This is a genomic window from Pseudomonas sp. NPDC087342, from assembly GCF_044744265.1.
GTDB classification, from domain to species: domain Bacteria; phylum Pseudomonadota; class Gammaproteobacteria; order Pseudomonadales; family Pseudomonadaceae; genus Aquipseudomonas; species Aquipseudomonas nunensis.
Genome location: NZ_JBIUXZ010000001.1, coordinates 55,028 through 73,217 on the forward strand (window position 1 = coordinate 55,028; position 18,190 = coordinate 73,217).

Sequence of the window (18,190 nt, forward strand, 5' to 3'; positions counted from 1 at the left end):
GACGGATCATGCTGATTCCCCGTGTGCAGGCGTTGCGCAAGGACCTCACTCTACCTAAATCCGTGGACGGTTCGCGAGCCTGACTTACTTCGCGCCGAACAGCATCGTCCAGTACACGCCCTCGTCGCTGCGTGCATCGGTGGCGAAGGCTGCGCCGACCTGGGTGAACATCGGGTTCATCAGGTTGGCGCAGTGCCCGGGGCTGGCGAGCCATCCGGCCATCGCCTTGCTCGGTGAACTCTGGCCAGCGGCGATGTTTTCGCCGATCTGCCGACCACGGAAACCCGCAGCCCTGGCGCGGTCCGCCGGCATTTCACCGTCGGGGTCCTGATGCGCGAAGTAGTTGCCGTAGGCCATGTCTTTGCTGTGACCTTGCGCGGCGGCGCCCAACGCGGCGTTCCAGCTCAATGGCCGGGCGGCGGCGAAGCGTCGGCCGCCACACATCCGCGACTTTGCCCGTGCTGCGTTGACTTCGGCCAGCAACGTTTTGCTGGCTGATCGGACATCGCTGACCTGATTGTCGAGCACCGGCCGCGCCAGCACGATTTGCCATTCGCTGCGGGCGCGACTGATGCCGATGTCGGCGTACTGCGCATCGAGCAGCGCGCCGCAGTAGTTGTCCTGCAACTCATCGAAGGCGTCCTCGGCATCCCGCGCGCCGACCAGGCGGATCGTGCGCACGGTCACCGCTTGATAACCGTTCTGCTTCAAACCCTCGCGCAAGGCACCGCCATAACCGAGCGGCAGCGCGAGGTTCGACTTCAGCACCAAGGGCTTCAAGCCCTGGACCGGACGTGTCGAACAGCCCCGAGGGTGGGCGCGGTAATTGTTGATCTCCGACACCAGTTGTCGTTCCTCACTGGCGTGGGCGGGCGTGGCGAACAGGGGAAATAACGGAACAAGACAGAGCGAAACAACGCGAAAAGACAAGGCGATCTGGCGCATGAGGCGAACGGCTCTGATGAGATGACGACGGTACTGACGACCATGGGGCCGAGAGAGCGCTAGTCGTTGGGCGGACGAGCGCATTTCAGGGCAGGTCTAAGACTGCGGTTTTCAAATCTGGTTCATGGGAGGGGAAGGCAAATTTTGGGTGTGGCTGGACCGCCGCAGATCCCCTGTGGGAGCGGGCTTGAACGCGATAGCGGAGTGTCAGTTGACATGCATTTTGGATGTGCCGGCCTCTTCGCGGGCAAGCCTCGCTCCTACAGGGGTGAGTGTCGATCAGGAATGTTGTGCCTGCCGCAGATCTCCTGTGGGAGCGGGCTTGCTCGCGAAGACGGAGTGTCAGCCGACATCCATTTTGAATGTGCTGGCCTCTTCGCGGGCAAGCCTCGCTCCTACAGGGGTGAGTGTCGATCAGGAATGTTGTGTCTGCCGCAGATCCCCTGTGGGAGCGGGCTTGCTCGCGAAGGCGGTGTGTCAGTCGACATCCATTTTGAATGTGCCGGCCTCTTCGCGGGCAAGCCTCGCTCCTACAGGGGTGAGTGTCGATCAGGAATGTTGTGCCTGCCGCAGATTCCTTGTGGGAGCGGGCTTGCTCGCGAAGGCGGTGTGTCAGTCGACATGCATTTTGGATGTGCCGGCCTCTTCGCGGGCAAGCCTCGCTCCTACAGGGGTGAGTGTCGATCAGGAATGTTGTGCATGCCGCAGATCCCTTGTGGGAGCGAGCTTGCTCGCGATAGCGGAGTGTCAGCCGGCATCCATTTTGGATGTGCTGGCCTCTTCGCGAGCAAGCCTTGCTCCTACAGTTGATCGGGGTCGATCAGTAGTGTTGTGCCCGCTGCAGATTCCCTGTGGGAGCGAGCCTGCTCGCGAAGGCGGTGTGTCAGTCGACCTCCATTTTGAATGTGCTGGCCTCATTGCGAGCAAGCTCGGCTCCCACAGGGGAGCTGCGGGGTTTATTTGCTTGCGGGCAACCGCAGTTCTGCGCACAAGCCGCCGCCTTCTCGGTTGCTCAGGGTCAGTGAGCCGCCAATCGCCAGGGCCAGTTGCTGGGCAATGGCCAACCCTAACCCGGTGCCGCCAGTGCTGCGGTTGCGTGAGTTTTCCACGCGGTAGAACGGCTCCATCACCTGCGCCAGTTCGTCCTCGGCAATCCCCGGCCCACGGTCCATGACTTTCACCGACAAGCTGCCATCGACCTTTTTTGCCACCTGCAACTCCGCAGCCCCGGCGAATTTCAGGGCGTTGTCCGTCAAGTTCACCAGCACCCGGCGCAACGCGTGAGGGCGGGTGTCGATCACGGCTGAGGTCTTGCCACTCAATTGCACGTCTTTGCCCATGTCCTGATAGTCGAACACCAGGCTGTCGAGAAACGAATCCACATCCGTACGCCGGCTCTCTTCGGTCGCGCCATGCACGCTGCGGGCATACGCCACGCCTTCGCGCACCAGATGCTCCATCTCGCCGAGGTCATTCCACAGTTTGTCTTTCTCGCTGGAATCGTCCATGAATTCCGCCCGCAGTTTCATGCGCGTGATCGGGGTTTGCAGGTCATGGGAAATCGCCGCCAGTAGTTGCATGCGTTCCTTGAGATACGCCGCGATCCGCGCCTGCATGGCATTGAACGCCATGGCGGCATGGGCGACTTCGGTCGGGCCTTTTTCGTCCAGCAGCACCGCGTGGGTGTTGGGGTCGAGGGTTTCCACGGCCACGGCGAGGCGGGTGAGGGGACGGATGGCGATGCGCACGGCCAGCCAGGTGCAGGCGAGCATCAGCGCCAATTGGCCCAACAGTACGATCGGCAACCACGGCGACAACGGCACCATCGCCGGCCGCACATCGATGGTCACCGGGCTGCCGTCCGCCAGTTTCAGGTGCACCTGAAAGTGTTTCTGCGGCCCGGGGATATCGGTCACGGTCATCGGATAATCCATGCCAATGGCGTCTTTGATCGAGGTCACGGCGATCGGCGTATCACGCATGGCCGTGCCCGGTGAACCTTCGTCCAGCAGATAGCGATAATTGCGTCGTTCCAGCTGTTTCAGCCAACCCGCACGTTCTTCCGCCGGCAAGCGGTCAAGAATGGCAATCGACGTCGAGACGTCGGTTTCCAGATTGCCGAGCATGGTGTTTTTCGAACTTTCGTAACGCTCGTAGTACTGAGCGCCGAAGGACAGTGCCTGGGCGAGAATCAGGCCAACCAGAAAGATCAGCGACAGCCGTGACGCCAGGGTGCGCGGCCAACGCATCGAGAGGTTCATGACGACGCCCCGATCACTTCCACCGGCAGGGAAAACACATAACCTTCGCTGCGCACGGTCTTGATATAGGCCGGCTCGCGCGCATCGTCGAGCAAGCGTTGGCGCAAGCGGCTCACCAGCAAATCGATGGAACGGTCGAACAAATCGGCATCGCGACCCTGGGTCAGGTTCAGCAACTGATCGCGGTTGAGCACCCGTTGCGGATGATCGAGAAACACCCGCAGCAAGCGGTATTCCGCGCCACTCAGGGCGACCATGGTGCCGTCGCTGTCGAGCAGGTGCCGGGCCGACGTGTCCAGGCGCCAGCGCCCGAAGGCCAGCAGCCGACCGCTTTCGGTGACCACCAGGTTCGGCGGCAGCATGCGGGTACGGCGCAGCACGGCGTTGATTCGCGCCAGCAATTCACGGGCGGCGAACGGTTTGACCAGGTAATCGTCGGCGCCCATTTCCAGGCCGATGATGCGGTCGGTTTCGTCGTTGCGTGCGGTGAGCATCAGCACTGGCGTGGCTTTGTGTTTACCGGCGCGTAACTCGCGGCAGAGCATCAGCCCATCGTCGCCGGGCATCATGATGTCGAGCACGATCAGGTCCACCGGCGTCGACTCCAGGAACGAGCGCATCTGCCGCCCATCCGCCACGACCGTGGTGCGCAGGCCATTCTTCTTCAAGTAGTTGCCTACCAGCTCTCGAATCTCGCGGTCATCGTCCACGATGAGAATGTGATCGACGTGTTCCATGGGGCCAAGCCTCTATCTATAGGGAATGTTGCGCAGTCTATCGAGCCTTTGCCCGTTCGCCTGCCGCCCTTTGTATTCCAGTGTATCTGGCGTATCGACGGATACACGCAGACGCAAAAACGTGAAATTTCCGGGGATTTGTATCGCTGTGTATCGGGCGGCGGCTTTGATACGTAACGATTTACTCAGGCCTTTTCCCGACACAGACGGGATACCTCCCGAGCTTCTAATGGGTTCCATCGAGGCAAACCAACCCGCCTCGGCCCAACCAATCATTGAAGCCTTGAGGGAACCACCATGAACACCAAAGCCGTCTACGCCGCTTGCCTGTTTGCCGCCCTGAACATCTGCACGTTGTCGGCCCGTGCTGAAGCCGATGTCACCCCGAAAACCTACACCTACGGCACGCATTTGGACATCCAGAAAGTCGTGTCGCTGACACAGGACGCTGGCCCTTCCTGCGGGATTGTGAATGCCCGGCTGACTTACCTGGACTCCCAGGGCAAAACCCAGGCCCTGGACTACAGCAAGTTTTCCGATGACTGCCACGAAGGCAACTGAGCCTTTCTCCCGATCCCCATTTGAAACAGGAAGAACACCATGATCAACGTGACTCGCTATTTGACCGCCATTGCCTTCTCCGTTGCCGGCGCGGCTGCGCATGCCAACGCTGCGGTTGAACAGGATAGCTGTGGCAGTGCCACGTGCTTCCAACTGACGCCGGTGGCGCACAAGGACAGCAACGCGTTCCTGGCCGAGGATGGTTACAGCCGCACGCCGCAGGGGCAGATGGTGGCGGAGAACGGCTCTGACCGGACGCCACAAGGGCAGTTGCTGGATAACCAGACGGCCTGATGCCAGGCCGCGATTTTTTGTACACCCATGTCCCCTGTGGGAGCGAGCCTGCTCGCGAAGGCGGAGTGTCAGCTGACATTGATGCCGGATGTGCCGGCCTCTTCGCGAGCAGGCTCGCTCCCACAGGGGATGTGTGGTGGCCGCCCAATCCAATTTTTCCAAGGTGATCCCATGTTCCTCATCGCATTCCTCGGCGGTATTTTGACCGTCCTCAGCCCCTGCATCCTCCCGGTCGTGCCGTTCCTGTTCGCCGGCGTCGAGCGCACCCGCTCTTCGATCCTGCTCACCCTCGGCGGCATGGTCCTGACCTTCGCCCTGATCTCCAGCCTGGCCGTGGTCAGCAGCGAATGGGTGGTCCAGGCCAACAACACCGGTCGGCATGTGGCGCTGATCGTCATGGCGCTGTTCGCCCTGTCGCTGATCTCCGCCCGTGTCGGCGGCTGGCTGGCGCGTCCATTCGTGCTGCTGGGCAATCGCCTCGACCCCAACACCCGCAAAATGTCCGGCCCGTTGAGTTCGCTCATGACCGGCGTCGCTACCGGTTTGCTCTGGGCACCGTGCGCCGGGCCGATCCTCGGCGTGATCCTCACCGGCGCCATGCTGCAAGGCGCCAACGCGCAAACCAGCCTGCTGCTGGTGGCCTACGGTTTGGGCAGTGCGTTGTCGCTGGGTACCTTGATCTTCGCCGGTCGCGGCTTGGTCAATCGCCTGAAAGCGTCGATCCCGGTCACCGGTTGGCTGCGTCGGGTTGCCGGTGTGGCAGTGCTGGGTGCGGCGGCAGTGATTTCCACCGGCGCCGACAAAACTCTGCTGGCCGGCACCTCGTCGGAAGGCGTCAGCACCCTTGAGAAAGGCGTGTTGGAAACCGTGCCGAAAGTGGTCGATTACTTCGTCAGCAAGGTCAAGGCCGACACGTCCATGGACAACGCCGAAGGCCCGATGCCTTCGCTCAACGGCGCGGTGGAATGGCTGAACTCGCCGGCCCTGACCAACGAGTCCCTGAAAGGCAAAGTGGTGCTGGTCGACTTCTGGACCTACGACTGCATCAACTGCCAGCACACCTTGCCGTACGTGAAGGACTGGGCGAAGAAATACGAGAAGGACGGCCTGGTGGTAATCGGCGTCCACACCCCTGAATACGGCTTCGAACGCATCATCGACAACGTCAAGGATCAGGTGAAAAAACTCGGCATCACCTACCCGGTGGCCATCGACAACAACTACGCGATCTGGCGCAACTTCGACAACCAATACTGGCCAGCGCACTACCTGATCGACGCCAAGGGGCAGGTGCGTTACACCCACTTTGGTGAAGGTCGCTACGACACCCAGGAACAGATGATCCAGCAGTTGCTGCAAGAGGCCAAAGCCCCCGCGGCCTGACCCCTCGACATCAATGGCTCACAGGTCTCGCACCATGAGCCATTGTTCTTTGTGCCACGCCCGAAAACTTTCCAGCAGCGTCCAGCCACGCTTGGCGTAGTAGTCGCGCTTGTCCTGGGTATGCAGGTAGATTCGCGCCACACCATTGGCTTTGGCGTGATCGCAAATCCCCTCGATCAACTGTTCCGCCAAGCCCTTGCCCCGCGCTTCGGGGCTGACGAACACACACGCCAGCCAAGGGCCGAGGTCCGGTCGATGCGCCAGATCAGACCTGGCCAGCGCTGCGCCGCCCAACAGGTGATCGCCATCCAGCGCAATCAGGCATTTCCAGTCGTCATTGGTTTGGCCGACCGCGAACTCCCGTTGCCAGTCGGCCAGCAGTTGCTCGGCGTATTCGTAGTGGAATTGCCGATGAATCCACGCGGCGAAGGTGTCGCTGTGCTGCGGGTGATGGGCGAGCCAGTCCAGGCGGGGCATGTCCGATTCCTTTCAACGGTGGGCGGACATAAAAGCCGATTTCAGGGCGCGCAGGCAATCCCCGATTTGCTTTCTGTGGCGGCTTGCCCGCGTCGCCACGCCGCTGGCGGCGCACCGAACTCACGACGAAATGCGCGGCTGAACGCGGTATCGGTTTGGTAACCGACTTCCTCGGCAATCCGCGCCAATGAAGTGTTGCTGCGGCGTAACAGATTGGCTGCCAGCAACATCCGCCATTGGGTCAGGTACTGCATTGGCGAACTGCCGACCAATTGCTGGAAGCGCTCTGCCAACACCGACCTTGAAGTACTGGCGGTGCGCGCCAGTTCTTCCAGGGTCCAGCAATGACTGGGCTTGGTGTGCAGCGCATTCAGCGCGGCACCGACAATCCGGTCGCTGACGCCTGCCAGCCAACCGGTGCGACCTTCGCCGTGTTCGTTCATGTACAGGCGCAGCACTTCGATGAACAGCACCTCGGCCAGTTTCGCCAGCACGCCTTCGCCGCCCGGCCGTGGCGAGCGCGCCTCGGCCAGTGCGTAGCGCACCGAAGATTCCAGCCACATACCGGTATTCGAGCCGCGCACATTGACCCGGATCACTGGCGGCAACCCGGTCAGCAGCATCCCCGCCAGCCGCGTATCGCACGCCAGATAACCGCACACCAGCCGCGTGACGGCTCCGCCTCCGCCATAACTCAGCTGCCGTGGACGTCGCGCCAGCACCACGTCCAGACGCGCGCCGGTGGCGGGTTTAAGTCCGGGTTCAGAGCACATGCGATGCGCATCGCCCTGGGGGAACACCACCACATCACCGGCATTCAGCAGCAGCGGCGGATCATCGCCGAGTTCGACGTAACACTCGCCTTCGGTGACCAGGTGAAAGATCACCACCCGCTCGGCGCCCGGCTCAAGAAACGGCGCGGCCGAGTCGGCGCTGGGCGACTGATAACACCAGGGCGCGGTGAACCGGGCATTGATGAAAATCGCGCCGATCAGGCGCACGACACGCAGGGTTTGGGAGAGGGCGTCCATGGTGATTGCTCATTTTGGGCGAGTAGTCTGATTGTGAGCCGGTTGTCGCGCGGCGTGAAACCTCCGGACGATCGGACAGTGTTGGCCGACGATCGGGCAGGACGCAGGCCCGCGCTGGCGCGATAGTTGAACCACAGGGTCACTGCCGGCCTTGTACTGATAAGAAGAAGAGAGGTTGCCATGCCGAAGTTCGTCATAGAGCGAGAAATCCCAGGCGCCGGAGCACTGTCGGATCGGGATCTGAAAGCCATTTCGCAGAAGTCCTGCCGTGTATTGCGCGAGTTGGGCCCCGAGGTGCAATGGCTGCAGAGTTACGTCACCGGCGACAAGATCTACTGCGTGTACATCGCGCCGAACGAAGAGCTCATCCGGGAACATGCCAGGCAGGGCGGTTTCCCGGCGAACAGCGTGTCGCAGGTCAGAGGCATCATTGATCCCACCACGGCGGAAGAGTCGTCCGTCAGAGCCTGATTTCTGTTCAAACCCGCGAGGGAGCCACACCTCATGAGTACACCCATTGATCTTACTGCCCTGAAAAACCGTCAGATGGCCGCATGGGCCAGTGGCGACTACGCCGTGATCGGCACCACGTTGCAGATCGTCGGCGAGGAGCTGGCCGAAGCCTGCGACCTGCGTTGCGACGAACTGGTGCTGGACGTCGCCGCCGGCAATGGCAATGTCACGCTGGCCGCTGCCCGTCGCGGCTGCAAAGTCACTTCCACCGACTATGTGGCAGCGCTGCTCGAACGCGGTGAAGACCGCGCACGGGCCGAGCGGCTGGAGGTGATTTTCCAGGTGGCCGACGCCGAAGCGCTACCGTTTGACGACGCCAGTTACGACGCGGTGCTCTCGACCTTCGGCGTGATGTTCGCGCCGGATCAGGCCAAGGCCGCTTCGGAACTGGCGCGGGTGGTCCGCCCCGGCGGCCGCATCGGCCTTGCCAACTGGACGCCGGAAGGCTTTGTCGGCCAGATGTTCAAGACCCTCGGCCAACACCTGCCGCCACCACCCGGCGCACAACCGCCGTCGAACTGGGGCAATGAGGCCTGGTTGCACACGCACTTCGACGAACACGACTTCCAGACCCAGGTCACGCGCCGCACCTTCAACTTCCGGTATCGCTCGGCCGCGCACTTCATCGACACCTTCCGCAGCTGGTACGGACCGGTGCACAAAGCCTTCGCGGCACTGCCGGCGGACGGCGCCGCAGCACTGGAAAAGGACTTCACCGCACTGCTGAACAGGATGAACCGGGCAGGGGAAGGGTCGCTGGTGGTACCGAGTGAGTACCTGGAAGTGGTCATCACCCGGCGTTGAAGACTGGCAACACAATCCCCCTGTGGGAGCGAGCCTGCTCGCGAAAGCGCCGGTTCAGTCGATATTGATGTTGGCTGACACACCGCCATCGCGAGCAAGCTCGCTCCCACATTTGGTCCGGGGCCAGCCGCAGATTTTTGTGCAACATACCAATCCCCTGTGGGAGCGAGCTTGCTCGCGAAAGCGCCGGTTCAGCCGGTATTGATGTTGGCTGACACACCGCCTTCGCGAGCAGGCTCGCTCCCACATTTGGTCTGCGTTAGCTGCGGATTTTTGTGCAACACACCAATCCCCTGTGGGAGCGGGCTTGCTCGCGATGGCGGACTCTCAGGCGCTGGGGATGTTGGCTTCCAACTTCTTCCCCATGCTAATTCGCGGCTCTACCCCATAACCCAGCGACTCATAAAAGCTCTTCACTTGCTCATTGGTGCTGACGATCTGCAGATTGATTTTCATGCAGCCGTGAGCCGTCAGGGCCTGTTCGGCATGGCGAACCAGTCTGGCGCCCAGGCCTTGCCGGCGTTGCGCCGGATGCACAGCCACCGAGTAAAGCCAGCCGCGATGGCCGTCGTATCCCGCCATCACCGTGCCCACGACCACCTCTCCATCCAGCGCCACAAAAAACAACCCATCAGCGACAGCCCGTTTCTTGTCGATCACCAGGCTTGGGGTGTTGTGCGCGGTCTCGTAGCCGAACGCGGTTTCCCAGAGTTCGATAACCGAGGCGCGATGGTGTTCATGGGTGTAATCAACAATCGGGAACATGGCGAATCCTTTCACTGTGAGGGGGCCGACGCTATCGTCATGGGAGGTGTTCTGTCCACCCGACCACTCGGCGAAATAAATCTGGCTCAACAACAGCTACATACCGGATGAACTGCTTTAATCGAAGTTCTGAAAAATCAGGACGCAGCCGCAATGGACGCTCCAACCGCAACAACGCTGCAGAACCTGCTTGCCCGCCGACGCAGCGTTCGGCGCTACACCGACGAAGCGGTCCCATTGAGCGCCTTGCTTAACATCCTGTCTGCCGGACAGGGCCGCACCTCTGCAGAGGGAAAACGTGCCGCGCCCTCGGCCCATGCTCTGTATCCGCTAACGCTGGGCGTCATTGTTCGTCGGGTTGAAGGTTTGCAACCGGGCTTCTACGCATTCGAACCCGAGTCGGCACAGCTCAAGCTGTCGGGTCCGGGCCTTGAGGCCGGAGTCCTGAACGACGCCGCACTGGGCGACGAAACCTGGCTGGAGGACGTCGCTGTCGTGGTGGCGATTATCGGCAACCGGGAATTGGCACTCCAGCATTTTGCTGAACAACAAACCGATGGACTGCGGGGCGCGCGTTATATCGATTTTGAAGCGGGCGCGGTCGCGCAGAACATGTACCTGGCGGTGACGGCCGAGGGGCTGGGATCAGTGGTGGTGATGGGGTTCGACGATGCCGCGATGAAAAGTGCGCTGGAACTGGATGAATCCAGTCACCCGGTGGCGCTTTTTTGCGTGGGCCGGTCGGCAGACTGATCGGCTCCCGGAGTTGTTCTGCGGTGTACTTCTAAATTCAGTCCGGGCTCAAACGCTGCGCCATGATGATCGTGCGTTCGACACCGTGGAACTCATCGCGGATTTTTTGAAAACCCAACTTCAGGTAAAAACCTTCAGCGGTGATGGAAGAGGGCACGCGCAGGATTTTGATGTTGGCGTCGTTGGCGATGGATTGCAGGGTTGTCATCAACTGTCGGCCGATTCCGCTTCCTTGATGATCGGGGGCGACGAACACGCTGCGAATGATGTCGTGATCGAGGCTGGCGGTGGCCACAACTTGATGGTCAAGGGTCGCCACGAAGACTTGGCGTTGGCTCAGCAAGAGAAGGATGGATTCGGTAGAGAAGCTTGTTTCTACCTGAGCAATGATCTCGGCCGAATAGTCTTGGGCATTGGATTGGCGCAGGGACTGGATGATGACCTGGCTTATGGCGGCTGCGTCTTGCGGGTTGGCGGGGCGGATCTCGGTGTTCATTTGGCTACATTCCTTTGTGGCGAATCTCCCGGTCTGGCGCAATCAAATGTGGGAGCGGGCTTGCTCGCGAATGCGGTGGTTCAGTCGAGATTGATGTTGGCTGACACACCGTCTTCGCGAGCAAGCTTGCTCCCACAGGGGATTTGGGGTGTCAGGGAGTTAGATTATCTCGGCGCCGCGCGCTTGCAGCAACTCACGCAAAACCGAGCGGTGACAATGCGCCTCATCCTCGCAATAACACCCCACCGCCAGTGACGTTTGGTGCGACAACGCCGCCAACAAATCCAGCAGTTGGCTTGGCGCAGGGTGATTCATTTCAGCCTTGAATTTGCGCTTGAACGCGTCCCAGGCCTTGGCATCTTCAGCCGCTTTCGCCTCGGCGACCAGTTCCGGGCTGGGGGACAGTAGCGGCTGCCAGACATCATAAAAATCACGGCTGGCGAACTCGGCTTTCGGTACGCCCCGAGGCGGGCGGCGCACCGTGCCCAAACGCAGGCCTTCGTCGGGCCCTCGCGGTGAGCCCAACCGCACGATGTGGATGGCCATGCCGGTTTACTTGTGTCGCGAGCCGTCAAACCATTCCATCGCCGTGCGCCAGATGCAGATGCCCAGGAAGTACGCCGACATCAGCAGCCAAAGCCCCATCACCATCGGGTTGATCACCGGGTGGTTGACCACCAGCGACAAGCTGCACAGCAGCCAGATGGCGGTCACAGCAATATTGATAGGCATGAACTTGCGTACGCGGAACGGGTGAAGGAATTTCATCCGGGTCACGGTCAGCAGGGCCAGGCCGATCACGGTCAGCAGTGTGATCCACGGCGACGGGCTAATGATGTACAGGCACAGCGCGACGACGTTCCAGGCAGCGGGGAAACCCTGAAAGTAGTTGTCCTTGCTTTTCATGTTGACGTTGCAGAAGCAGAACAGCGACGAGACCAGGATCAGCGACACGGTCAGCAGCAGCGTGTAGTCCGGCAACGGAATGTAGCGGTAGATGAACAGCGCCGGGATGAACACGTAGGTCAGGTAATCGATGACCAGATCGAGGATCGAGCCGTCGAAACTCGGCAGCACCGATTGCACATTGACCTTGCGCGCCAGTGCACCGTCCAGGCCATCGACGATCAGGGCCACGCCCAGCCACAGTAAGCAATGAGTGGCCTGATTCTCCAGCAGCGCGAGGGTGGCCAGGAAGGCAGTGACCACGCCAGTGGCAGTAAAACCATGGGCGCCCCATGCTTTGAGCCTGGCGATGTGTAGGGTCGATATCACGGGAGCGTTCTCCAAAATGTGAAGCAGGCCAGTCAGCACCCTTCTATTGGGGGCGTCGGCAAACCGGGTCGGGTTGCAGGTATCGACCGGGAAACCGGGGTTAAGGTTCACCATCTATGAATCTTAGCTGTCCCGTAAGAAATTACTTCGGAGAAATTTGCATGGCTGATGACTGTATTCAGGTCTTCAGGCGCCCGAATCCTTGTGGCAGCGAGCTTGCTCGCGATGACGGTCGTGCATTCAACACGTGTACTGCCTGTCAGTGCGCTATCGCGAGCAAGCTCGCTCCCACAGGGGATGTGCAGTGCCAGGAATTGCTCAGCGGGGGAAGAACACTCGCAGCCGATGCTCATCCGGGTCAAGCGCAACGAACGTGCGGCCGAAATCCAGTTCAGTGGGTGTTTGCAGAATGCTCAAGCCCAGGCTCGACCATTGGTTGAACAGCGCGTCGACCTGTTCGGCGGACTCCACCGGAAACGCCAGCTCCATGCCACCGCCGGTCATTCCCGCCGCCGGTTCAGCGGTGTGCCGCGACCAGAGGCCCAGTTTATAGCCGTCCTCCAGCACGAACAGGGCGAAAGTCGGGGTTTCTTCCACCGGTTTCAGTCCCAGCAGGAATTCATAGAACCGGGCGCTGACGGCGGGATTTTCGACGAAAAGCAACAGATAGCGAGGCGTGATCATGGGACTGCTCCGTGGTAAGTCGTTGCAGCATAAAAGCAGGCACTGTCAGTTTCTGTCAGGAGCGTGTTGCAGCCGTTCACGTCAGCCAAACGGTGCTGGCGCAATTGCCGGCGGGGACTATTGTTGCCTGACTGCGTCAAGCTTATTTGAACAGCGTCTATTGATGAGGACGTCGACATGAACACTAGCGATTTGCTCGAACAACTTCTGCGGGCCGGGCAGGGCTCGATGACGCAACAGGGCGGCGGCGCTTCGCCATCGCAGGGAGGCTTGGGCGGTCTCGGCGGATTGCTCGGCGGCCTGTTGGGCGGTGGCGCCGGTTCCAGTGCCGGCGGTGGCGGGTTGGGTGGTTTGCTCGGTGGCTTGCTGGGCGGCGGCTCTGCGCTGGGCGGCTCGACCCGGACTCGATCTTCCGGCGGCACCAACTATGCGGCGCTGGCCTCCCTCGGGATGATGGCATTCCAGGCCTATCAAGCCTGGCAACGCAACCAGGCCTCGGCCCCGCAACAAGCCCCTCGCACCGTGGATTTGCTGTCCGGCCCGGAAGTCGAAGACCACAGCCACGCGGTGCTGCGCGCCTTGATCGCCGCTGCCAAGGCTGACGGCCGGATTGATGACAGCGAGAAACAGATGATCAGCACCGAAATCGGCCGCCACACCGATGACCCGCAATTGCAGCAATGGCTCGACGAAGAAGTCGCCCGCCCGCTGGACCCCGCCGACGTGGCGAAGTCCGCCACCGACCCGGCCATCGCTGCGGAAATGTACCTGGCCAGCGTGATGGTGGTGGACGATCAGCAAGACGCCGAGCGCAATTACCTGGATGAACTGGCGGCTGCGCTGAATATTGATCCGCAGTTGCAGGTGCATCTGGAGCAGCAGGCCAAGGGTGGGGTGGCTTAGGTGTCCGGTCTTGAGTGATGCGTTGACTATCAGGCCGCCTTCGCGAGCAAGCTCGCTCCCACAATGGATCTCCAGTGAATGCGGGTTTTGTGTCCGACGACGATCCCCTGTGGGAGCCGGGCTTGCCCGCGAAGAGGCCGGCACATTCAATACAGATGTCGGCTGACACACCGCCTTCGCGAGCAAGCCCGCTCCCACAGTAGATCTGCAGTGAATGCGGGTTTTGTGTCCGACAACGATCCCCTGTAGGAGCCGGGCTTGCCCGCGAAGAGGCCGGCACATTCAATACAGATGTCGGCTGACACACCGCCTTCGCGAGCAGGCTCGCTCCCACAGGGGATCTGCAGTGAATGCTGGTTTTGTGTCCGACGACGATCCCCTGTGGGAGCGAGCCTGCTCGCGAAGAACGATGACGCGCACTGTCTGCCGAGAAAACCATCCCTGCCTGTTCATTCAATCCCTTAGAATCGCGCCTCGGTCGCAAAGATGATTCAGGGAAGCAACACATGACACTCAAGGTATTGGTGATCGGCGGCTACGGGAACTTCGGCAGTATCGTCTGCCGGCATTTGGCGGTGATGCCGGGCATTGATCTGGTGATCTCCGGGCGTGACTCTCGCAAGTTGGCGGCGCAGGTCGAGGCATTGATAACCCTGTCAGGCAGACGCTGCGAAGGCTGGTGCGGCGATGCCATGGGCGCCGGTTTCAGGGCTGCTCTGGATTCCCTGGGTGTTCAACTTGTGGTTCATACCGGCGGCCCGTTTCAGGGGCAATCCTATGCAGTGGCCGAGGCCTGCATCGACGCGGGGGTGAATTACTGCGACCTGGCGGACTGCCGCACTTTCGTCAACGCCATCGCCGTGCTGGATGAGCGGGCCAGAAGGGCGGGCGTGGCGGTGCTCAGCGGTTGCAGTTCGGTGCCGACGCTATCGTCCGCCATCATTGATCAGCATCGCTCGCGGTTCAGACGCATTGATTCAATCGAACACGGCATTTCCTCCTCGGCAAAGATGCCGGGGCTGTCCACCATTGCCGGCGTGCTGGCCTACGCTGGCAAACCGATCAAGCAACTGAAGAATGGTCAGGTGCACGAAGTGCCCGGCTGGATGGACCTGACGTTGCGCAAGATGCCGCAGATGGGCACGCGGGTGCTGGCCAATGTTGACGTGCCCGACATGGACATCTTCGCCAGCCGCTACGGCGCCCACACTCTGCGGTTCCGGGCCGGTTCGGGCCTCAAACTCGGTGGCGTGGCCAACTATCTGCTGGCTCAGGCCCTGCGCATAGGGTTGGTTCGCGACTACGCAACCTGGGCCGCCCGGTTGCACCGTTGGGGAACCTGGTTTGAAGGCTTTGGCGATGGCAAAAGTGCGATGTACATCGATGTCCATGGGCTTGGCCTGGATGACAAGCCGCTGTCGATGACCGTGCAACTCACCGCGTTCAATGACAAAGGCCCGCAGATCCCGAGCTGCGCCGCCGTCGCCCTGGCGGCGAAGATGCTCCAGGGTTACGTGCCCGAACCCGGTGCCCGGCCTTGTGTCGGTGAAATCAGCGTCGACGAATACATGACCGCCATCAACGACCCGGACAATTTGCAGATGTCCGTGATGTTTTCTGACGGGCAGGGCTGAACATGCTCTACCTCGGCCTCAAATACGCCCACGTTATCGCCGCGATATTCCTGTTCGGCTTCGGCATGGGCTCCTACCTGTATCTGATCGCCGCCAGTCGCACCGCCAATCCGCTGGTGATCGCTCACGTGGCGCGGATGGTCGTGCGATTTGACACCTGGATCACCACGCTGGCCGGGTTCATTCAAATCCTTACCGGGTATGGATTGGTCAAGCTCAGCGGGCTGCCACTGACCACCGAATGGGTGCTGACGGCGCTGGTGATCTTCCTCTGCACCGGGGCGCTGTGGCTGCCGGTACTGGTGCTGCAAAAGCGTTTGCAGGTGCTGGCGTTGAGCGCGGTGGAAACGGGGCAGGGGCTGGCTGACGAGTATGCAGTTGTTTACCGGAAGTGGTTCTGGATGGGTGTGCTGGGGTTTCTCGGGATGTTTGTGATTGTGCTGATCATGGTCACCCGCATGACACCAGGGCAGTGGGTGGCGATGTTGGGGTAGTGGGGTGACAGATCAATTTTCCTGTTCTGATACACCGCTTTCGCGAGCAAGCTCGCTCCCACAATGGATCTTCAGTGGATGCGGGTTTTGTGTCCGACGAAGATCCCCTGTAGGAGCCGGGCTTGCCCGCGAAGAGGCCGGCACATTGAATACAGATGTTGGCTGACACACCGCCTTCGCGAGCAAGCTCGCTCCCACAATGGATCTTCAGTGGATGCGGGTTTTGTGTCCGACGACGATCCCGTGTGGGAGCCGGACTTGCCCGCGAAGAGGCCGGCACATTCAATATTGAGGTTGGCTGACACACCGCTTTCGCGAGCAGGCTCGCTCCCACAGTAAATCTCCGGTGGATACGGATTTTTGTGTATGACCGCGAATCACTGTGGGAGCGAGCCTGCTCGCGAAGAACGATAACGCGGTCGATCTGGCTGTTTCCTACCGGATAAACGCCTGCAAATCCGCCGTCAACTTGCTGATCGCGGCTTTGAAGTCATCGGTGGTGATCTTCTCGCTCGAGTTCTTCAGCTGTTCACCAAACACCTTGCGCACTACTTTGGCCATGATCTGGTTGTTGCTGGCATCCACCAGTTCCGCTTCAAGGAACAGCGTAGTGTCCTGGCTACGATGGCCGGAAGCTGCGCTGACCCCACCAACCACGGCCGCGACCGGCACTACTTCATACCATTGCATGCCCTCGTTGGACGCGGTGACACCGGTGATCGCGGCCCGCACAACCAACGTTTTCGAGCCCGCCGGAGCCTTTTTGGCGCTCGGCACGACGCGGTATTTCTGGCCGAGCACACCTTTGGCGCTGTTGGTCATGTAGGTCTGCAATTCTTCCAGAGTGCGCTGGTCGACACGCTCGTTGGGCTTTGGCTTCGGATACAGTTCAAGCTTCATGAAAGCCACGGTGTCGTAGGCGTTGGGGTTCCATGACGGGCTGACCCAGCGCATAGCTTTCTCGCCGCTGGGGGTGGTCACTTCCTGGAGGTTGTTGTAGTTGGGCAAGAAGCCGGAATACTGCTCCCGCTCGGTGACTTTCGAAGTACAACCGCCCAGCAGCAGGCCGGTCAGTGCGGCGCCGATCAACACGTTTCGGGACAGGTTCATGGTGGTGGGTGCTCCGTGGGGGTAGTCGTTATTTTTTGATAACGGTAGTTCAAAAACGCCGGAGCATCGGGGCGAGAAGGTTGATACATCGGGGCGGCGAGCAACGTTCGCCGCCCCGATGACTAATGCTTGCCGACCGACGCCAACAGCGGCGCCATTTGCTCGTCGGTCAGTGCCGCGTGGACGTCCATGTTCATCAGGTCGTTCCACTCCAACACCCATTTCTGGATGGCGACCGGGTCACTGGCGTCAGCAATGCCAAAACCGCTGGATGCGCCGATCGCGTGCCAGCGCCCGAGCATTTTCACGCCTGTGGGCGGGGCGCCTCCGGTCTTGAGGAATCGTTCGATTGCGGCGTTTCGGTTCTGCGGACTGATGGTCCAACTGACGATGAATAACATCTGCCACCTCCTGTCACGGACTGGCACCTGTTTGCGGATTGCGCACCTGGCTGGCGCCGGGGCCGGGTTCACGCGTGTGTTTGCAGGGCCGTCCAGGCTGGCTACAAACCATTGCTCCCACGATCAGGCATAGCAGCGGCACGTACCCGGCGTACGACCGCTGATCTTGTTTCGATGGGTTTAGAGCGAATATCCAGGCCAGTGATACGCGGGTGAAACAATCAGGCATCACGCAACAAGTCATTGGCGTTAAGCAACTCGTAGGCGATCTCCGGACGCTTTTCCAGGCTGCGACGAATCGCTGCGGGGATGGCGGCGCGGGTCTTGCGGCATAGGCCGGGCAGTTCCTCGATCTGAATGCCGATACCGCGCATCGTCCGTACTTCGTTGAAGCTCGGCACCAGTTCCAGGCGAATGCCCAATTGGTCAAACATCCGAACTTGCAGGCGTTCAAGGTCCGCGAGGCTTTGCAGGTTTTCCAGACGATCCAGCAGGCGTTTTTCTTCCTGACGGGTCAGGAACAGGATGCGCACGTCCGCGCCGGGTGTTTCCAGCAACGGGTCACGCCCGCAGATGCAGGCGCCGGGAGGGCAGGGAGAGCGGATTGGGGCCGAGGTCGTCATGGGCCAATCATAGAGGCCCATGAGCGGTTTTGCCCATAGCGTTTGC

General features: G+C 60.8%; 21 protein-coding genes and 1 pseudogene. 9 read left to right on the forward strand and 13 right to left on the reverse strand.

Annotated features, from left to right (window positions below; genetic code table 11):
• Positions 1–84: 84 nt before the first annotated feature.
• The 3 genes from ACIOYV_RS00285 to ACIOYV_RS00295 all read right to left on the reverse strand — a co-directional run bounded on the left by ACIOYV_RS00285 (position 85) and on the right by ACIOYV_RS00295 (position 3,943).
• Complete coding sequence (locus tag ACIOYV_RS00285; RefSeq protein ID WP_163913857.1) at positions 85–945, reverse strand: CAP domain-containing protein; 861 nt, start codon at positions 943–945, stop codon at positions 85–87.
• 956 nt (positions 946–1,901) lie between these two features.
• Positions 1,902–3,206: an ATP-binding protein gene (locus ACIOYV_RS00290; RefSeq protein WP_401319819.1), complete on the reverse strand. Its 1,305-nt coding sequence runs from the start codon at positions 3,204–3,206 to the stop codon at positions 1,902–1,904.
• Positions 3,203–3,943, reverse strand: a complete 741-nt coding sequence (locus ACIOYV_RS00295) for a response regulator (protein WP_054055184.1) — start codon at positions 3,941–3,943, stop codon at positions 3,203–3,205. The genes ACIOYV_RS00290 and ACIOYV_RS00295 overlap by 4 nt, the downstream gene beginning before the upstream one ends.
• A gap of 297 nt (positions 3,944–4,240) precedes the next feature.
• On the opposite strand from ACIOYV_RS00295, the gene ACIOYV_RS00300 reads away from it, so the two are divergent.
• The 3 genes from ACIOYV_RS00300 to ACIOYV_RS00310 all read left to right on the forward strand — a co-directional run bounded on the left by ACIOYV_RS00300 (position 4,241) and on the right by ACIOYV_RS00310 (position 6,181).
• A complete protein-coding gene (locus ACIOYV_RS00300; RefSeq protein ID WP_401319822.1) occupies positions 4,241–4,504 on the forward strand; it encodes a DUF2790 domain-containing protein in 264 nt (87 codons plus the stop codon).
• Positions 4,505–4,543: 39 nt separating this feature from the next.
• Positions 4,544–4,798, forward strand: a complete 255-nt coding sequence (locus ACIOYV_RS00305; RefSeq protein ID WP_401319825.1) for a hypothetical protein — start codon at positions 4,544–4,546, stop codon at positions 4,796–4,798.
• A gap of 171 nt (positions 4,799–4,969) precedes the next feature.
• Positions 4,970–6,181 (forward strand): cytochrome c biogenesis protein DipZ, encoded by a 1,212-nt coding sequence (locus ACIOYV_RS00310; protein WP_401319828.1) that lies wholly within the window; start codon positions 4,970–4,972, stop codon positions 6,179–6,181.
• An 18-nt stretch (positions 6,182–6,199) separates the two neighbouring features.
• On the opposite strand, the gene ACIOYV_RS00315 is transcribed toward ACIOYV_RS00310, so the two are convergent.
• Both ACIOYV_RS00315 and ACIOYV_RS00320 read right to left on the reverse strand, forming a co-directional pair.
• A complete protein-coding gene (locus ACIOYV_RS00315; protein ID WP_401319830.1) occupies positions 6,200–6,658 on the reverse strand; it encodes a GNAT family N-acetyltransferase in 459 nt (152 codons plus the stop codon).
• Positions 6,659–6,699: 41 nt separating this feature from the next.
• A complete protein-coding gene (locus ACIOYV_RS00320) occupies positions 6,700–7,689 on the reverse strand; it encodes an AraC family transcriptional regulator (RefSeq protein ID WP_401319833.1) in 990 nt (329 codons plus the stop codon).
• 180 nt (positions 7,690–7,869) lie between these two features.
• Here ACIOYV_RS00320 and ACIOYV_RS00325 point away from each other — a divergent pair, with 180 nt between their 5' ends.
• Both ACIOYV_RS00325 and ACIOYV_RS00330 read left to right on the forward strand, forming a co-directional pair.
• Positions 7,870–8,160 (forward strand): DUF4242 domain-containing protein, encoded by a 291-nt coding sequence (locus tag ACIOYV_RS00325; RefSeq protein WP_054614168.1) that lies wholly within the window; start codon positions 7,870–7,872, stop codon positions 8,158–8,160.
• Positions 8,161–8,193: 33 nt separating this feature from the next.
• Positions 8,194–9,006 carry a class I SAM-dependent methyltransferase gene (locus tag ACIOYV_RS00330; protein ID WP_401319836.1) on the forward strand — a complete coding sequence of 271 codons (813 nt, stop codon included), beginning with the start codon at positions 8,194–8,196 and terminating at the stop codon, positions 9,004–9,006.
• Positions 9,007–9,333: 327 nt separating this feature from the next.
• On the opposite strand, the pseudogene ACIOYV_RS00335 reads toward ACIOYV_RS00330, so the two are convergent.
• Positions 9,334–9,765 (reverse strand): annotated as a pseudogene (locus ACIOYV_RS00335) (GNAT family acetyltransferase); the annotation flags it as partial.
• Between the two features lie 159 nt (positions 9,766–9,924).
• On the opposite strand from ACIOYV_RS00335, the gene ACIOYV_RS00340 reads away from it, so the two are divergent.
• Positions 9,925–10,524, forward strand: a complete 600-nt coding sequence (locus ACIOYV_RS00340) for a SagB/ThcOx family dehydrogenase (protein ID WP_401319838.1) — start codon at positions 9,925–9,927, stop codon at positions 10,522–10,524.
• 37 nt (positions 10,525–10,561) lie between these two features.
• Here the strand turns inward: ACIOYV_RS00340 and ACIOYV_RS00345 are convergent, their stop codons facing one another.
• From ACIOYV_RS00345 to ACIOYV_RS00360, 4 genes are all read right to left on the reverse strand, one after another.
• Positions 10,562–11,020, reverse strand: a complete 459-nt coding sequence (locus ACIOYV_RS00345) for a GNAT family N-acetyltransferase (RefSeq protein WP_401319840.1) — start codon at positions 11,018–11,020, stop codon at positions 10,562–10,564.
• Positions 11,021–11,179: 159 nt separating this feature from the next.
• Entirely contained in the window at positions 11,180–11,566 is a 387-nt protein-coding gene (locus ACIOYV_RS00350) for a DUF488 domain-containing protein (protein ID WP_163913869.1), read from the reverse strand.
• 6 nt (positions 11,567–11,572) lie between these two features.
• A complete protein-coding gene (gene pcsA, locus ACIOYV_RS00355) occupies positions 11,573–12,295 on the reverse strand; it encodes a phosphatidylcholine synthase (RefSeq protein ID WP_054055209.1) in 723 nt (240 codons plus the stop codon).
• 318 nt (positions 12,296–12,613) lie between these two features.
• On the reverse strand, positions 12,614–12,979 hold the full coding sequence (locus ACIOYV_RS00360; RefSeq protein ID WP_401319842.1) for a VOC family protein: 366 nt from the start codon (positions 12,977–12,979) through the stop codon (positions 12,614–12,616).
• A 177-nt stretch (positions 12,980–13,156) separates the two neighbouring features.
• Between ACIOYV_RS00360 and ACIOYV_RS00365 the strand changes: the two genes are divergently transcribed.
• From ACIOYV_RS00365 to ACIOYV_RS00375, 3 genes are all read left to right on the forward strand, one after another.
• Positions 13,157–13,882 carry a tellurite resistance TerB family protein gene (locus ACIOYV_RS00365; protein WP_163913873.1) on the forward strand — a complete coding sequence of 242 codons (726 nt, stop codon included), beginning with the start codon at positions 13,157–13,159 and terminating at the stop codon, positions 13,880–13,882.
• A 506-nt stretch (positions 13,883–14,388) separates the two neighbouring features.
• Complete coding sequence (locus ACIOYV_RS00370) at positions 14,389–15,516, forward strand: saccharopine dehydrogenase family protein (protein ID WP_401319843.1); 1,128 nt, start codon at positions 14,389–14,391, stop codon at positions 15,514–15,516.
• A 2-nt stretch (positions 15,517–15,518) separates the two neighbouring features.
• Positions 15,519–16,010 (forward strand): DUF2269 family protein, encoded by a 492-nt coding sequence (locus ACIOYV_RS00375; RefSeq protein ID WP_401319846.1) that lies wholly within the window; start codon positions 15,519–15,521, stop codon positions 16,008–16,010.
• Between the two features lie 435 nt (positions 16,011–16,445).
• Here the strand turns inward: ACIOYV_RS00375 and ACIOYV_RS00380 are convergent, their stop codons facing one another.
• From ACIOYV_RS00380 to ACIOYV_RS00390, 3 genes are all read right to left on the reverse strand, one after another.
• Positions 16,446–17,120 (reverse strand): DUF3313 domain-containing protein, encoded by a 675-nt coding sequence (locus ACIOYV_RS00380; RefSeq protein ID WP_401319848.1) that lies wholly within the window; start codon positions 17,118–17,120, stop codon positions 16,446–16,448.
• Positions 17,121–17,242: 122 nt separating this feature from the next.
• Positions 17,243–17,521 (reverse strand): DUF3303 domain-containing protein, encoded by a 279-nt coding sequence (locus ACIOYV_RS00385; RefSeq protein ID WP_401319851.1) that lies wholly within the window; start codon positions 17,519–17,521, stop codon positions 17,243–17,245.
• A 221-nt stretch (positions 17,522–17,742) separates the two neighbouring features.
• Positions 17,743–18,144 (reverse strand): hypothetical protein, encoded by a 402-nt coding sequence (locus ACIOYV_RS00390; RefSeq protein WP_054055226.1) that lies wholly within the window; start codon positions 18,142–18,144, stop codon positions 17,743–17,745.
• Positions 18,145–18,190 lie beyond the last annotated feature (46 nt).

Bases quoted from the DNA above. Each gene is read 5' to 3' on its own strand.
- ACIOYV_RS00285 (WP_163913857.1), bottom strand. From the start codon at position 945: ATGCGCCAGATCGCCTTGTCTTTTCGCGTTGTTTCGCTCTGTCTTGTT.
- ACIOYV_RS00290 (WP_401319819.1), bottom strand. From the start codon at position 3,206: ATGAACCTCTCGATGCGTTGGCCGCGCACCCTGGCGTCACGGCTGTCG.
- ACIOYV_RS00295 (WP_054055184.1), bottom strand. From the start codon at position 3,943: ATGGAACACGTCGATCACATTCTCATCGTGGACGATGACCGCGAGATT.
- ACIOYV_RS00300 (WP_401319822.1), top strand. From the start codon at position 4,241: ATGAACACCAAAGCCGTCTACGCCGCTTGCCTGTTTGCCGCCCTGAAC.
- ACIOYV_RS00305 (WP_401319825.1), top strand. From the start codon at position 4,544: ATGATCAACGTGACTCGCTATTTGACCGCCATTGCCTTCTCCGTTGCC.
- ACIOYV_RS00310 (WP_401319828.1), top strand. From the start codon at position 4,970: ATGTTCCTCATCGCATTCCTCGGCGGTATTTTGACCGTCCTCAGCCCC.
- ACIOYV_RS00315 (WP_401319830.1), bottom strand. From the start codon at position 6,658: ATGCCCCGCCTGGACTGGCTCGCCCATCACCCGCAGCACAGCGACACC.
- ACIOYV_RS00320 (WP_401319833.1), bottom strand. From the start codon at position 7,689: ATGGACGCCCTCTCCCAAACCCTGCGTGTCGTGCGCCTGATCGGCGCG.
- ACIOYV_RS00325 (WP_054614168.1), top strand. From the start codon at position 7,870: ATGCCGAAGTTCGTCATAGAGCGAGAAATCCCAGGCGCCGGAGCACTG.
- ACIOYV_RS00330 (WP_401319836.1), top strand. From the start codon at position 8,194: ATGAGTACACCCATTGATCTTACTGCCCTGAAAAACCGTCAGATGGCC.
- ACIOYV_RS00340 (WP_401319838.1), top strand. From the start codon at position 9,925: ATGGACGCTCCAACCGCAACAACGCTGCAGAACCTGCTTGCCCGCCGA.
- ACIOYV_RS00345 (WP_401319840.1), bottom strand. From the start codon at position 11,020: ATGAACACCGAGATCCGCCCCGCCAACCCGCAAGACGCAGCCGCCATA.
- ACIOYV_RS00350 (WP_163913869.1), bottom strand. From the start codon at position 11,566: ATGGCCATCCACATCGTGCGGTTGGGCTCACCGCGAGGGCCCGACGAA.
- ACIOYV_RS00360 (WP_401319842.1), bottom strand. From the start codon at position 12,979: ATGATCACGCCTCGCTATCTGTTGCTTTTCGTCGAAAATCCCGCCGTC.
- ACIOYV_RS00365 (WP_163913873.1), top strand. From the start codon at position 13,157: ATGAACACTAGCGATTTGCTCGAACAACTTCTGCGGGCCGGGCAGGGC.
- ACIOYV_RS00370 (WP_401319843.1), top strand. From the start codon at position 14,389: ATGACACTCAAGGTATTGGTGATCGGCGGCTACGGGAACTTCGGCAGT.
- ACIOYV_RS00375 (WP_401319846.1), top strand. From the start codon at position 15,519: ATGCTCTACCTCGGCCTCAAATACGCCCACGTTATCGCCGCGATATTC.
- ACIOYV_RS00380 (WP_401319848.1), bottom strand. From the start codon at position 17,120: ATGAACCTGTCCCGAAACGTGTTGATCGGCGCCGCACTGACCGGCCTG.
- ACIOYV_RS00385 (WP_401319851.1), bottom strand. From the start codon at position 17,521: ATGTTATTCATCGTCAGTTGGACCATCAGTCCGCAGAACCGAAACGCC.
- ACIOYV_RS00390 (WP_054055226.1), bottom strand. From the start codon at position 18,144: ATGACGACCTCGGCCCCAATCCGCTCTCCCTGCCCTCCCGGCGCCTGC.